This window comes from Geodermatophilus sp. SYSU D00965 (assembly GCF_054050075.1).
Genome location: NZ_JBJGYQ010000026.1, coordinates 24,309 through 36,838, shown reverse-complemented (window position 1 = coordinate 36,838; position 12,530 = coordinate 24,309). Strand labels below are relative to the sequence as shown.

Annotated in this window: 17 protein-coding genes and 1 riboswitch; of the genes, 11 read left to right on the top strand and 6 right to left on the bottom strand. The window is 74.9% G+C overall.

Features of this window, described 5'->3' with window-relative positions:
• Positions 1 to 58: 58 nt before the first annotated feature.
• On the top strand, positions 59 to 337 hold the full coding sequence (locus ACI789_RS21065) for an FmdB family zinc ribbon protein (RefSeq protein ID WP_457011358.1): 279 nt from the start codon (positions 59 to 61) through the stop codon (positions 335 to 337).
• A 124-nt stretch (positions 338 to 461) separates the two neighbouring features.
• The gene (gene fmdA / locus ACI789_RS21060; protein ID WP_456917392.1) at positions 462 to 1,715 is read left to right on the top strand and encodes a formamidase; all 1,254 of its coding nucleotides are present in this window, start codon (positions 462 to 464) and stop codon (positions 1,713 to 1,715) included.
• Positions 1,716 to 1,772: 57 nt separating this feature from the next.
• On the opposite strand, the gene ACI789_RS21055 is transcribed toward fmdA, so the two are convergent.
• The gene (locus tag ACI789_RS21055) at positions 1,773 to 1,952 is read right to left on the bottom strand and encodes a hypothetical protein (protein WP_457011357.1); all 180 of its coding nucleotides are present in this window, start codon (positions 1,950 to 1,952) and stop codon (positions 1,773 to 1,775) included.
• A gap of 124 nt (positions 1,953 to 2,076) precedes the next feature.
• Here ACI789_RS21055 and ACI789_RS21050 point away from each other — a divergent pair, with 124 nt between their 5' ends.
• Together ACI789_RS21050 and ACI789_RS21045 are read left to right on the top strand one after the other, a co-directional pair.
• Positions 2,077 to 2,376, top strand: coding sequence for a hypothetical protein (locus ACI789_RS21050; RefSeq protein ID WP_457011356.1), 300 nt, complete (start codon positions 2,077 to 2,079; stop codon positions 2,374 to 2,376).
• 294 nt (positions 2,377 to 2,670) lie between these two features.
• On the top strand, positions 2,671 to 3,417 hold the full coding sequence (locus ACI789_RS21045) for an AmiS/UreI family transporter (protein ID WP_457011355.1): 747 nt from the start codon (positions 2,671 to 2,673) through the stop codon (positions 3,415 to 3,417).
• 64 nt (positions 3,418 to 3,481) lie between these two features.
• Here the strand turns inward: ACI789_RS21045 and ACI789_RS21040 are convergent, their stop codons facing one another.
• Both ACI789_RS21040 and ACI789_RS21035 read right to left on the bottom strand, forming a co-directional pair.
• The gene (locus tag ACI789_RS21040; RefSeq protein WP_457011354.1) at positions 3,482 to 4,105 is read right to left on the bottom strand and encodes an FMN reductase; all 624 of its coding nucleotides are present in this window, start codon (positions 4,103 to 4,105) and stop codon (positions 3,482 to 3,484) included.
• Entirely contained in the window at positions 4,102 to 5,247 is a 1,146-nt protein-coding gene (locus ACI789_RS21035) for an LLM class flavin-dependent oxidoreductase (protein ID WP_457011353.1), read from the bottom strand. Before ACI789_RS21035 ends, ACI789_RS21040 begins: the two co-directional genes overlap by 4 nt.
• Positions 5,248 to 5,441: 194 nt before the next feature.
• Positions 5,442 to 5,605, top strand: a riboswitch (cyclic di-AMP (ydaO/yuaA leader).
• A gap of 234 nt (positions 5,606 to 5,839) precedes the next feature.
• Here ACI789_RS21035 and ACI789_RS21030 point away from each other — a divergent pair.
• The 6 genes from ACI789_RS21030 (at position 5,840) to ACI789_RS21005 (ending at position 10,895) form a co-directional block, all read left to right on the top strand.
• Positions 5,840 to 6,727: an aggregation-promoting factor C-terminal-like domain-containing protein gene (locus ACI789_RS21030; RefSeq protein WP_457011351.1), complete on the top strand. Its 888-nt coding sequence runs from the start codon at positions 5,840 to 5,842 to the stop codon at positions 6,725 to 6,727.
• Between the two features lie 212 nt (positions 6,728 to 6,939).
• A complete protein-coding gene (locus ACI789_RS21025; RefSeq protein ID WP_457011349.1) occupies positions 6,940 to 7,149 on the top strand; it encodes a hypothetical protein in 210 nt (69 codons plus the stop codon).
• A complete protein-coding gene (locus ACI789_RS21020; RefSeq protein ID WP_457011348.1) occupies positions 7,146 to 7,781 on the top strand; it encodes a class I SAM-dependent methyltransferase in 636 nt (211 codons plus the stop codon). The genes ACI789_RS21025 and ACI789_RS21020 overlap by 4 nt, the downstream gene beginning before the upstream one ends.
• A gap of 27 nt (positions 7,782 to 7,808) precedes the next feature.
• Positions 7,809 to 9,308, top strand: a complete 1,500-nt coding sequence (locus ACI789_RS21015; protein ID WP_457011346.1) for a flavin-containing monooxygenase — start codon at positions 7,809 to 7,811, stop codon at positions 9,306 to 9,308.
• Entirely contained in the window at positions 9,305 to 10,150 is an 846-nt protein-coding gene (locus tag ACI789_RS21010; RefSeq protein WP_457011344.1) for an SDR family NAD(P)-dependent oxidoreductase, read from the top strand. Before ACI789_RS21015 ends, ACI789_RS21010 begins: the two co-directional genes overlap by 4 nt.
• Before the next feature lie 16 nt (positions 10,151 to 10,166).
• A complete protein-coding gene (locus tag ACI789_RS21005) occupies positions 10,167 to 10,895 on the top strand; it encodes a DUF72 domain-containing protein (RefSeq protein WP_457011343.1) in 729 nt (242 codons plus the stop codon).
• A 9-nt stretch (positions 10,896 to 10,904) separates the two neighbouring features.
• Here the strand turns inward: ACI789_RS21005 and ACI789_RS21000 are convergent, their stop codons facing one another.
• The 3 genes from ACI789_RS21000 to ACI789_RS20990 all read right to left on the bottom strand — a co-directional run bounded on the left by ACI789_RS21000 (position 10,905) and on the right by ACI789_RS20990 (position 12,033).
• On the bottom strand, positions 10,905 to 11,096 hold the full coding sequence (locus ACI789_RS21000; RefSeq protein WP_456917407.1) for a hypothetical protein: 192 nt from the start codon (positions 11,094 to 11,096) through the stop codon (positions 10,905 to 10,907).
• Between the two features lie 149 nt (positions 11,097 to 11,245).
• Positions 11,246 to 11,563, bottom strand: coding sequence for an antibiotic biosynthesis monooxygenase family protein (locus ACI789_RS20995; protein ID WP_457011342.1), 318 nt, complete (start codon positions 11,561 to 11,563; stop codon positions 11,246 to 11,248).
• A gap of 5 nt (positions 11,564 to 11,568) precedes the next feature.
• On the bottom strand, positions 11,569 to 12,033 hold the full coding sequence (locus ACI789_RS20990; protein WP_457011340.1) for a DUF2784 domain-containing protein: 465 nt from the start codon (positions 12,031 to 12,033) through the stop codon (positions 11,569 to 11,571).
• Between the two features lie 100 nt (positions 12,034 to 12,133).
• On the opposite strand from ACI789_RS20990, the gene ACI789_RS20985 reads away from it, so the two are divergent.
• The gene (locus ACI789_RS20985) at positions 12,134 to 12,529 is read left to right on the top strand and encodes a hypothetical protein (protein WP_457011339.1); all 396 of its coding nucleotides are present in this window, start codon (positions 12,134 to 12,136) and stop codon (positions 12,527 to 12,529) included.
• Position 12,530: the final 1 nt, after the last annotated feature.

Below are 12,530 nucleotides of genomic sequence, written 5' to 3'. Positions count from 1 at the left end.
CCCCTGACCACTAGCTTCGCCCGAACCTGAGCGGTCCCGACTCCCCCGGAGGACCTCGATGGCGGGTTACCTCTACCGCTGCACCGCCTGCGGCCCCTGGGAGGTCCGGCGTCCCATCGGCACGGCGGAGAGCACGAGCCGGTGCCCCGCGTGCGGGGCGGACGGGCGACGGGTCTACACCGCGCCCCTGCTGGCCCGCACCCCCGCCCCCGTGGCCGCCGCGCGGCTGCGCGAGGAGACCAGCCGCGACGAGCCCGCCGTGACGACGGCGGTGCCGCCCGCGGCGCGCCGTCCCGCCCCGCACGACCCCCGGTGGAGCGCGCTGCCCCGCCCCTGAGCACCGGTCGGCGACCCGGGGCCCCGGGCGCCGCCCACCCGCCGGCTCCCGGCCGGAGCCGCCATCGACGGCCCGCACCCGCGGGCTTGCTCCTCCCGTCAACGCAGATCGGAGAGTGGGGGACATGCCAGACGTCGTCTTCACCGTCGACCAGGCCAAGTCCATGCGGGACCAGGCGGTACCCGGCCACAACCGGTGGCACCCGGACGTGCCCGTCGCCACGATGGTGCGACCCGGGCAGAGCATCCGGGTCGAGTGCCGGGAGTGGACCGACGGCCAGATCGGCAACAACGACTCGGCCAACGACGTCCGCGACGTCGACCTGACCCACGCCCACATGCTCAGCGGCCCGATCGGCGTCGAGGGCGCCGAGCCCGGTGACCTGCTCGTCGTCGACATCCTCGACCTCGGCCCGGTACAGGCGCCGCAGGAGTTCGGCGACGCCCCCGGCCAGGGCTGGGGCTACACCGGCATCTTCGCCAAGGTCAACGGCGGTGGCTTCCTGACCGACTACTTCCCGGACGCCTACAAGGCGATCTGGGACTTCCAGGGCCAGGTGGCGACCTCCCGGCACATACCGGGCGTCCGCTACACCGGCCTGACCCACCCCGGGCTGTTCGGCACCGCACCGTCGGCCGAGCTGCTGGCCCGGTGGAACGAGCGGGAGCGGGCGCTGATCGCGACCGACCCCGACCGGACGCCGCCACTGGCACTGCCGCCGCTGGAGCAGAACACCCTCGGTGGCCAGGCCACCGGCAGTGCCCTCGACGGGATCGCCCGGGACGGCGCGCGCACCGTGCCGGCCCGCGAGAACGGCGGCAACCACGACATCAAGAACTTCTCCCGCGGCTCACGGGTCTTCTACCCGGTGCACGTCAAGGACGCGAAGCTCTCCGGCGGCGACCTGCACTTCAGCCAGGGCGACGGCGAGATCACCTTCTGCGGCGCCATCGAGATGGGCGGGTTCATCGACTTCCACATCGACCTGATCAAGGGCGGTATGGAGACCTACGGCGTGACCACCAACCCGGTGTTCATGCCCGGCAACGTCGAGCCGCGCTACTCGGAGTTCCTGACGTTCATCGGGATCTCGGTCGACCACGAGAGCAACACGAACAAGTACCTGGACGCGACGCTGGCCTACAAGCGGGCGTGCCTCAACGCCGTCCGGTACCTGGAGAAGTTCGGCTACTCCGGAGAGCAGGCCTACCTGCTGCTGGGTTCGGCGCCGATCGAGGGCCGGGTCAGCGGCATCGTCGACATCCCGAACGCCTGCTGCTCGCTCTACCTGCCGACGGCGATCTTCGACTTCGACGTCAAGCCGTCGGCGTCCGGGCCGGTCCGTGCCGACCGGGGGCAGTGCGCCGTGACGTCGTGACCGCGGGACGGCCACCGGCCCGCGCCGGGTGACCGTGACCCGGGCCGGGCGCCGTGCTCAGGCGGCGTCCGGTTCGGGGATCGGCCCCCGGAGGAGCCGGATGGTGGGCCGGGCGGTCACGACGACCGGCCCACCGCAGTTCCAGCAGGTCGGGTCGGCATCGCCGCCCTCCTGCACGTCCTGGCCGCCCACCTCGCAGGGCGAGCACGTCCAGACGACCTCGACCCGGTGCTCCACGGATCACTCCTGTTCTTGCCAGTCCGCGGCCACCGGCTGTTCGAAGGCCCCGCGCGGGTATACCCCCGCGTGCCGTTCCCGAACCCGGGGCGGGCATCACCCACCGTGACGGGAGAGGGCGGCCGTGACCGACGACCCACCGCCGATCGAGCGGCACGAGGCGGCCGACCGCTTCGGCAAGGCGGCACTGCGGGCGGCGCACCGGCTCACCGAGGCGATGGGCACCGAGGGTATGGGCACCGAGGGCATGGACACCGAGGGCAGGGACGACGACGAGGACGGCGTGCCCGACCCGATCGTCGTCCGGCGCACCGGACCGCACCGCTCGATCGACGGGCTCGCCGCGCTCCTCGACGAGGCGCTCGCCGAACCCGACGAGGGCGGCCCGGACGCCGCCGGGCGGGGTGAGCGCGAGCCCCGTTGACGCGGCCGGTGACCGGCGCGATCGTTGTCCGGCCATCGATGCGACCGGCGTCCGGCGGGACCCGGCGCCCCGATCCGCGGGAGGTCGACGATGACTCCGCGCCTGCACCCGACGCAGGCGACCCTGGCACCGGTCGCCGTCCCGGGGCGCGCCGGCGCCTGACGCCCGCGCGCCCGCTCTCCTGACTGCCGCGAACAGTGGCCGCTCCGGCCGCTCGCCGGCGGCGCGCCGCGTCGCCGGCATCCGTCACGGGGGACATCCGCACCGTTGCGGGACCCGAGGAGATGAGTGCACATGGGAGCTGTCGGACTGCTGTACGTCGGAGCCGTCCTGATCGTCAACGGCCTGATGCTGCTGGGGAGGGTGGACCCGCGCGCGGCAGCGCCGCTGAACCTGTTCGTGGGGGCGCTGCAGGTGTTCACCCCCACGTACCTGATCCTCACCTCGGGCGGGGACCTCACCGCGATCCTGTCCGCCGGGGGCATCTACCTGTTCGGGTTCACCTACCTCTACGTCGGGATCAACCTGCTGGGGAACCTCGACGGCACGGGGCTGGGCTGGTTCTCGGCGTTCGTGGCCGTGTGCGCGGTGGTGTACGCGGGCCTGAACTTCTTCTACTTCGTGCCGCGGGACCCCGGGTTCGGCGTCATCTGGCTCTACTGGGCCGTGCTGTGGGCGCTGTTCTTCCTCGTCCTGGGGCTCAAGCGGGAGGAGTTCACCCGGTACACCGGGGCGGTCGCCATCGTCGCCGGCACGCTGACCACGGCGCTCCCGGCGTTCCTGATCCTGACCGGCTCCTGGGCGCAGTACAGCGGCGTGTGGGCGGTCATCCTCGCCATCGTCCTGGCACTGAGCCTCGTGCTGCCGTACCCGCGGCTGCGCGGGCGCCCGGAGCCGGCCGTCCCGCCGTCGGCACCGATCCCGCAGGGCGCCCCCGAGGCGCCCGAGGGCGTGCCGGTGGCGCGGCACTCCACCGAGCGCGGCGGCGTCGGCACCCCGACGCCGGGCCCCTCCGGGCGGACGGGCGGCCCGTCCACCTGACCGCGACAACCGCGTCGGGCCCCCTCCGCTGCTGCGGAGGGGGTCCGACCGGTGGAGGGCGCTGTCAGGCGCCGCGGAGCAGCTCCTCGAAGGAGGGCACGTCGTCGAACGGGTCGGCGGGACGTCGAGCGGCCGCCGGCCGACCGGCGACCAGGTCGGCGAGCTCGCCGGCGGCGCGGTCGATCCGGCCGGCCAGCGCCTGGTCGACGCCCCCGGCACCGGCCCAGTCCTCGGAGGCGGCGAACACCCCGGTGGGGACGGCGACGGCGCGCAGGTACGCGAACAGCGGGCGCATGGCGTGCTCGAGCACCAGCGAGTGCCGGGCGGTGCCCGCGGTGGCGCCGAGCAGCACCGGCGTGCCGGTGAGCGCGTCCTTGTCCAGCACGTCGAAGAACGTCTTGAACAGGCCGCTGTAGGAGGCGGAGAACACCGGGGTCACCGCGATGAGCCCGTCGGCGCCGACGACGGTGTCGACCGCCGCCTGCAGCGCGGTGTTGGCGAACCCGGTGACCAGTGCGTCGGCGAGGTCGCGGGCGTGCTCGCGCAGCTCGACGACCTCCACGGTGGCCTCGTCGCCCCGCTCGCGCAGGGCGGCGACGGTGGCGGCGGTGAGCCGGTCGGCCAGCAGCCGGGTGGACGACGGCGTCGACAGCCCCGCGCTGACGACCGCCAGGGTGCGGGTGGTCACCGGGCGGTCACCTCCTCGGCGGTGCGCCCGGTGACGTCGTCCCCGGCGGCGTACACGGTGCTGTCCTGCCCGCCCCGGGCGGCGACCAGCGAGGCGTGCGTGGGGGCGTCCGGCACGTGCGCCGGCTTGAGCGCGGCGAACTCGCGGCGGAGCACCGGCACGACCTCCTCGCCGAGGATGTCCAGCTGCTCGAGCACGGTCTTCAGCGGCAGGCCGGCGTGGTCGACGAGGAACAGCTGCCGCTGGTAGTCGCCGACGTAGTCACGGAAGCCGAGGGTGCGCTCGATGACCTGCTGCGGGCTGCCCACGGTCAGCGGCGTCTCCCGGGAGAAGTCCTCCAGCGACGGGCCGTGGCCGTAGACGGGCGCGTTGTCGAAGTACGGCCGGAACTCGTTGACGGCGTCCTGGCTGTTCTTCCGCATGAACACCTGCCCGCCCAGGCCCACGATCGCCTGGTCGGCGGCGCCGTGGCCGTGGTGCTCGAAGCGGCGGCGGTAGAACTCGACCATCCGCTGGGTGTGCTCCTTGGGCCAGAAGATGTGGTTGTGGAAGAAGCCGTCGCCGTAGTAGGCGGCCTGCTCGGCGATCTGCGGGGAGCGGATCGAGCCGTGCCAGACGAACGGCGGGACGCCGTCCAGCGGCCGCGGGGTGGAGGTGAAGCCCTGCAGCGGGGTGCGGAACTGGCCGGACCAGTCGACGACGTCCTCGTCCCACAGCCGGCGCAGCAGCGCGTAGTTCTCCACCGCCAGCGGGATGCCGTTGCGGATGTCCTGCCCGAACCACGGGTAGACCGGGCCGGTGTTGCCGCGGCCCATCATCAGGTCGACGCGACCGTCGGCGAGGTGCTGCAGCATCGCGTAGTCCTCGGCGATCTTCACCGGGTCGTTGGTGGTGATCAGCGTGGTCGCCGTCGACAGCTGCAGGGTGCTCGTCCGCGCGGCGATGTGCGCCAGCGTCGTGGTGGGGGAGGACGAGAAGAACGGCGGGTTGTGGTGCTCGCCGAGGGCGAACACGTCGAGCCCGACCTCCTCGGCCTTCTGCGCGATCCGGAGGACCGCCTTGATCCGCTCACCCTCGGTGGGCGTGCGCCCGGTCGTGGGGTCGGTCGTGATGTCGCTGACCGAGAAGATCCCGAACTGCATCTCGTGCTCCAGGTGATTGAGAGCGCAACTACTGCTGCGTGCAACAGTGCCACGGCCTGGCTATTCCGCTGCGGGCGACTCCCGCGCGCGAGGTACCTCACGCAACGGATGTGACCGCCGGGATTGTCACGGGACGGTAACGGCCCCTACGGTGGCTGACGTCCGGTTGGTCGAGCCTCCCATCCCGGGAGCCTGGCTGGACGCCGCCGAGTCGTGTCCGCACCGCTGCGGGCGCGAGCCGGGGACCCACCGCAGTACTGGGGTGAATCCTGCCCGCCGAGCCTCGCTCGGAGGGCAGGTAGGGCACCTTCCCGCCCGAACCCGTCAGCTAACTCGGTAGGCGGCCACGGAAGGAACGGAGAGCACCCGCTTGCCTCACCCACGGGCCCTCGCGGCCCGCAGGGTCACCCGGCCGCGCGCCCCTCGCGCTTCCTCCTCGGCCCGCTGACCCCGCCAGCCCGCGACCGCCGGCGCCCGCGCGTCCCTCGCTGACCGCGCCCGGCACCCCACACCGACCACAGCACCGGGCTGTCCTCGCCGAGACGAGGACCGGTCCCGCGCGCGCCCTCACGCCCCCGGAGCACCACACCCGATGTCCCGCCGCACGCCGCACGACCTCCGCCCGGCCGACGCCGTCCGCACCGAGCCCGCCACCCTGGAGCTCGCCGCTTCCGAGCCCGCCACCGCTGAGCTCCCCGCCGAGCTCGCCACCGAGACCACCGCCCGCCGCCGGCTGCGGCTGCCCACCCGGGGCCGCCGTCCGGCGATCCTGCTGGCCACCGCCGCTGCCGGTGCCGTCGCGGTCAGCGTGCTGACCACCGGTCAGCCGGCCGCCGAGGCCGACGCCGCGACGGTGAGCGCGTCCACGAGCGTCGCCGAGCAGCTGGGCCTCACCGGCTCCTCCGCCGCCGCGACGTCGGACGACCTCGCCCCGCTCGAGGAGCTCACCGCCTCGCGCAGCGAGCGCGAGGCCGCCCAGGCCAGCGCCGCCCAGGCGCAGGCCGCGGCGGACCAGGCCGAGCTCGACCGCCAGGCCGCCGAGAAGGCCGCGGCGGAGAAGGCCGCTGCCGAGAAGGCCGCCGCGGAGAAGGCCGCCGCCGAGCAGGCCGCCCGCGAGGCCGCCGAGCGCCAGGCCGCCGAACAGGCCGCGCGGGCCGCCGCGCCCGCCCGGGCCGCGGCCGCCCCGGCGAGCGGCGGGTCGTTCAAGGACTACGCGATGAGCAAGGTCGGCAGCGCCGACCAGTTCTCCTGCCTCGAGAAGCTGTGGGGCAAGGAGAGCGGCTGGAACCCCAACGCGCAGAACCCCTCCAGCACCGCCTACGGCATCCCGCAGTTCCTCGACTCGACCTGGGCCGGCACCGGGATCGCCAAGACCTCCGACGGCTACCGCCAGATCGACGCCGGCCTGATCTACATCGACAGCCGCTACGGCTCGCCGTGCGGCGCCTGGGCGCACTCGCAGTCCACCGGCTGGTACTGAGCACGCACCCCGTCCCGGGTCCGGGACGGGCAACACCAGCAGCGCCGTCCCGCGCGACGCGCACCGAGAGCCGCACGCCTCCCAGGGAGGGGTGCGGCTCTCGGCGTCCGGGGGCTGGGGCACCCTGGTGTCCGGCTCCCGTCGGCGACGGGGCGGTCGCGAGCGAGACACCGTCGGTGGGTCCACCGACGCCGACACCAGGGAGACGCAGCGTGGGCCGGCGTTCCGTCGAGCAGGCTCCCGGGCCCGGGGACGCCGCCCGGCCACCCGGGCGGGCGCCTCGTGAGCTGCCGGCCGCGTGGGACCGGCCCATCTCGACCGGCAACCTGCTGGCCGACTGCGAGCGGTGGTGCCGCGACCACCTGCCCCGCCGGGAGCCGCGCCCGCCGGACGCGACGCGGGTGGTGGACTCCCAGGCGTGAGACTCGTCCCGTCCCGGTTCGTCCGCGCCCACACCCAGGTCCGCCGGCCGACCTGCGTCCCGGAGGTCCGGCTGCACGTGGCCGACGACGTGGTCGCCCTGTGGGAGGCGATGGAGGCCGACGGCGGCGCCGGTGAGGCCCCGCCGTTCTGGGCCGCGGCCTGGCCGGGCGGGCAGGCCCTGGCACGGTTCGTGCTCGACCGGCCGGCAGTGGTGGCCGGGCGTGCGGTGCTCGACCTGGGTTCGGGCAGCGGGCTGGTCGCCATCGCCGCCCGGCTGGCCGGCGCCCGCTCGGTGCTGGCCAGCGACGTCGACCCGTTCAGCCGGACGGCGATCGGCGTCAACGCCGGACTCAACGGCGTCCCGGGGGTCGGCGTGACCGGCGACGTGCTCGGCCGTGACCTCCGTGGCATCGACGTCGTCCTGGCCGGGGACGTCTGCTACGACCGCGAGATGACCGAGCGGGTGCTGCCCTTCCTCGACCGCGCCCGCGCCCGCGGGGTCGAGGTCCACGTGGGCGACCCGGGCCGGCCGTACCTGCCGCACGACCGGCTGGTCGCCGAGGCGGTGTACGAGATCCCCGAGACGGAGGGCCCCGGTCTGCGGCGGACGACGGTCTGGCGCCTGCCGTGACCCCGCGTCGCGGATAGGGTCGCCCGCGTGACCGCCGAGACCGCCGCCGAGCACGTCGACGTCCTGATCGTGGGGGCGGGCCTCTCCGGCATCGGCGCCGCGTGCCACCTGCAGCGCGAGTGCCCCGACCGCAGCTACGCCGTCCTCGAGGCGCGGGAGGCCGTCGGCGGGACGTGGGACCTGTTCCGCTACCCCGGCGTCCGGTCGGACTCGGACATGTTCACCCTGGGCTACTCGTTCAAGCCCTGGACCTCGGCGCGGGCCATCGCCGACGGCCCGTCGATCCGCGCCTACGTCCAGGAGACCGCCCGCGAGCACGGGGTCGACCGGCACATCCGGTTCGGCACCCGGGTGGTGTCCGCCGAGTGGTCGACCCACGAGGCCCGCTGGACGGTCACCGCCGAGCGCACCGACACCGGGGAGCCGGTGCGGCTGACCTGCTCGTGGCTGTCGGTCTGCTCCGGCTACTACCGCTACGACGAGGGGTACCGGCCGCGGTTCCCCGGCGAGGAGCGGTTCCGCGGCCCGATCGTGCACCCGCAGCACTGGCCCGAGGACCTCGAGTACGCCGGCACGCGGGTCGTCGTCGTCGGCAGCGGGGCCACCGCGGTCACCCTGGTGCCCAGCCTGGCCGAGTCCGCCGCGCACGTGACCATGCTCCAGCGCACGCCCAGCTACGTGATCTCCCTGCCCGGCCGCGACGCGCTCGCCGACGCGCTGCGCCGCTGGCTCCCGGCCCGCGCCGTCTACCCCGTGGTCCGCTGGAAGAACGTGCTGACCTCCACGGCGTCCTACCAGTTCAGCCGCCGGCGGCCGGCCGCCATGCGGCGGTTCATCCAGCGGCTGGCCGGCAAGCAGCTGCCACCGGGCTTCGACGTCGACACCCACTTCGGCCCGCCGTACGACCCGTGGGACCAGCGGCTGTGCCTGGTCCCCGACGGCGACCTGTTCCGGGCCGTCCGCGAGGGCCGGGCGTCGATCGTCACCGACCGGATCGCCGGCTTCACCGAGACCGGGATCGCCCTGGAGTCCGGCGCGGAGCTGCCGGCCGACCTCGTCGTCACGGCCACCGGGCTGAACCTGCTGCCCATCGGCGGGATGACCCTCACCGTCGACGGCGAGCCGGTCGAGCTCTCCGAGCGGGTCTCCTACAAGGGGATGATGATCTCCGGCGTCCCGAACCTGTCGATGACGATCGGCTACACCAACGCCTCCTGGACGCTGAAGGCCGACCTCGTCGCCCGCTACGTGTGCCGGCTGCTGCAGCACATGGCGGCGAGGGGGTACGCGACCTGCACGCCGGTCGCGCCGCCCGGCGGCGGCACCGAGCCGTTCATCGGACTCGACTCCGGCTACGTCCGGCGCAGCCTCGCCGCCCTGCCCCGGCAGGGCTCCCGGGCGCCGTGGCGGCTGCACCAGAACTACGTCCGCGACGTGTGGCTCCTGCGGCGCGGCCCGCTGGAGGACGAGGGCGTCCGCTTCGCGCCCCGGCGGCCGGCCCGCGCGGCCGAGGAGGTCGCCGCGTGAGGCTCGCGCCCTACCGTTTCGCCGGCGGGACGGCGGTCGTCACCGGCGCCGCCGGCGGCATCGGCGCGGCCCTCGCGCAGGGGCTGGCGCGACGGGGCAGCTCCCTGGTGCTGCTCGACCGGGACGCCGAGCGGCTGGCGGCGGTCGCAGCGGGGATCCGGGCGGCCCACCCCGCACTCGCCGTCACCACGTACGTCGCCGACCTCGCCGACCCCGCGGACACCCACCGCGTCGCGGGTGCCGTCGCCGCGGCGCACCCGGAGGTCACCCTGCTGGTCAACAACGCCGGAGTGGCCCTCGCCGGGCGCTTCGACCAGGTGACCCTCGAGGAGTTCGACTGGGTGCAGGAGGTGAACTTCCGGGCCGTCGTCCGGCTGACCGCCGCTCTGCTGCCGGCGCTGAAGACCCATCCCGGCTCGCACCTGGTGAACGTGTCCAGCCTCTTCGGGCTGATCGCCCCGGCCGGGCAGGCGGCCTACGCGGCCAGCAAGTTCGCCGTCCGCGGGTTCACCGAGGCGTTGCGCTCGGAGCTGGCCGAGGACGGCGTCGGCGTCACCTGCGTGCACCCCGGCGGCATCCGCACCCGGATCGCCGAGGACGCCCGCCTGGGCTCGGGCGTGCCGGCCGAGGAGGGGGAGCGGGGCAAGCGGGAGTTCGCCCGGCTGCTCACCATGGACCCGGCGAAGGCCGCCGAGGTCGTCCTGACCGCGGTCGAGCGGCGCCGGCCCCGGCAGCTGGTCGGCTGGAGCGCCGTCGTCCCCGACCTGCTGGCCCGGCTCACCCCCGGTTCCCACGGCCGGGTCCTGGCCGGGCTCACCGCGCTGACGGCCCGCCGCCGCTGACGGGTACGGGGCGCACGTGGCGGTGCACATCGGGACGTCGGGCTGGAGCTACGACCACTGGGACGGCGTCCTCTACCCGCCGGGCACCCCGCCGCGCGACCGGCTGGCGCACTACGTGCGGCGCTTCGGCACCGTCGAGCTCAACGCCAGCTTCTACCGCTGGCCCCGGACGGCGACCTTCGCGGGCTGGCGCCGCCGGCTCCCGCCGGGCTTCCAGCTGTCGGTGAAGGCGCCGCGTGGGCTGACCCACGCCAAGCGCCTGTACGCGCCGGAGACCTGGATCGGCCGGATGACCGAGTGCTGGCACGAGCTCGGCGACAAGCGCGCGGTGCTGCTGGTGCAGCTGGCCCCCACCCAGGAGCGCGACGACCGGCGGCTGGACTTCTTCCTCTCCCTGCTCCCGGACTGGATGCGGGTCGCCGTGGAGTTCCGCCACCCCAGCTGGCACGACGAGGGCGTGTTCGCGCTGCTCGAGCGGCACGGGGCGGCGTACTGCGTGATGAGCGGCGCGGGCCTGCCGTGCGTGCTGCGGGCGACCGCGCCGTTCGTGTACCTCCGGATGCACGGGCCGGACGCCGCGCACCTCTACGCGGGCTCCTATCCCGACGACGACCTGCGCTGGTGGGCCGACCGGGTGGGGGAGTGGACCGCCTCCGGCCGGGACGTCTACGCGTACTTCAACAACGACGGGTACGGCCACGCCGTCCGCAACGCCGAGACGCTGCGGGCCCTGGTCGGCGGCTGACCGCGCGGCTCACCCGTCGCGGGCCACGTCGTTCCACAGGTCGAGGAGCTCGTCGATCCGCGCCCGGCAGCGGTCGATGCGGGCCGCCGACTCCGGGGTGGGGGTCCTGCGCTCCACGGCGCGGGCCTCGGCCAGGTCGACGCAGGCCTGGCGGAGGTCGACGACGACCGCCTCGTGCGGACTCTCGTTGACCACGACCATGGCTGCCTCCTGACGGTGCGGCGGTGGACTCCCGGGGTCGGCGGGGCTCTACCCCTCCAGGGTGGCCCTCCGGCGGCCCCGCTGCCAGTGTCCGGTGCGCGTGGCGGCCCCAAGCCGCGCCGAGCCCCTCCCGGCCGCCCGGACGGCGGTCACGCGGAGCGCGGTCCCGTGCTCTCGACGACCTGGAACGACCACAGCTGGGAGTGGCTGGCCACGGGCGCCCGGGTCTCGCCGCCGTGGTGGGCGCGGTCGAAGTCCTGGCTGTCGTGCCACGCCCGGAAGGCCTCCTCGCTCTCCCAGCGGGTGTAGACGAGGTACAGGTCGTCGCCCTCCTGCGGGCGGAGCAGCTCGAACCGCTCGAAGCCGGGAGTCCCCTCGACGGCGCCCGCCCGGTTCCGGAACCGCTCCTCGAAGCTCGCCCGCCGGTCCGCGGGCACCGTGATCGCGTTGACCTTGACGACGCTCATGCCCCTCACCCTCCCGCACGCGCCGGGGGCGGCGCTGCGCCTCGGCCGCCGGCCGAGGACTCGATCCGGTGCGTGCCGGGGCGGTCCCGTCGCGCGCCCGGCCCGGCGGACCGCCGGCGGCGCGCCGCCCGGACGGCCAGCAGCCCGTAACCCACCAGGTTGGGCAGCAGCACCACCAGGGGCAGCGCGGCCTGCACGGCCGGGCTGCCGACGTCCAGGCCGACGGGGGCGAGGACGTACTGGCCGAGGAACCCACCGGTGTAGGGCGCCAGCCCGGCCCGCGCCCGCAGCGCCAGCTCCAGCTCGGTCAGCGGGCACGGCGCCCCCGCCAGGTACACCGCGACGACGGCGGCGGCCACCGGCGCGTGCAGGAACAGCAGCCGCGGCCACCTGAGGGCGAGCAGCGCGCCGCTCAGCACCAGGACGACGACGGCCGCGTGCACGACGGCGACGGCGGTGGCACCGACCACGGCACCAGCGTGGCACGGGTGGGAGCGCGGGAGCCACGCCCGCGGCGGCAGACTGGGGCGGCCGGCCGACGAGGTGCCGGGACGTCGCGAGGAGGACCGCATGAGCGAGCAGCCGGACGGCAGCCGGGACGCCGGCTCGGGCAACCGGGTGAGCCGGTCGGTCGAGGAGTTCGTCAGCCAGCTGCGCACGTTCACCGACCGCGCCCGGGGGCTGGCCGCCGGCGCCGTCCCGTTCTCGCTGCCACGGCTGCCCTCCCCGCCGGGCGCCCTCTCGGCGGCCCAGCTGCAGGCGATCGACAAGGCGGTGCGGGGTCAGCGCCAGCAGATCCAGGCGATGACGGCCCAGCTGCAGGCCTTCGACGAGCAGCTGGCCGTCTTCGAGCGGATCCTCGACCCCCTTGTCGAGTGGAGCGCCACCTGGGCCCGGCTCGAGGAGTCCGTGGCCGACCTCGTGCGCCGCCAGCCGCCCGAGGACCGCTCGGCCGGGGAGGCCTGAC

Excerpts from the sequence above, each read along its gene's own strand:
- ACI789_RS21035 (WP_457011353.1), bottom strand. The coding sequence starts at position 5,247 with ATGCAGTTCGGGATCTTCTCGGTCAGCGACATCACGACCGACCCCACG.
- fmdA (WP_456917392.1), top strand. The coding sequence starts at position 462 with ATGCCAGACGTCGTCTTCACCGTCGACCAGGCCAAGTCCATGCGGGAC.
- ACI789_RS20995 (WP_457011342.1), bottom strand. The coding sequence starts at position 11,563 with ATGAGCGTCGTCAAGGTCAACGCGATCACGGTGCCCGCGGACCGGCGG.
- ACI789_RS21065 (WP_457011358.1), top strand. The coding sequence starts at position 59 with ATGGCGGGTTACCTCTACCGCTGCACCGCCTGCGGCCCCTGGGAGGTC.
- ACI789_RS21030 (WP_457011351.1), top strand. The coding sequence starts at position 5,840 with ATGTCCCGCCGCACGCCGCACGACCTCCGCCCGGCCGACGCCGTCCGC.
- ACI789_RS21045 (WP_457011355.1), top strand. The coding sequence starts at position 2,671 with ATGGGAGCTGTCGGACTGCTGTACGTCGGAGCCGTCCTGATCGTCAAC.
- ACI789_RS20985 (WP_457011339.1), top strand. The coding sequence starts at position 12,134 with ATGAGCGAGCAGCCGGACGGCAGCCGGGACGCCGGCTCGGGCAACCGG.
- ACI789_RS21000 (WP_456917407.1), bottom strand. The coding sequence starts at position 11,096 with ATGGTCGTGGTCAACGAGAGTCCGCACGAGGCGGTCGTCGTCGACCTC.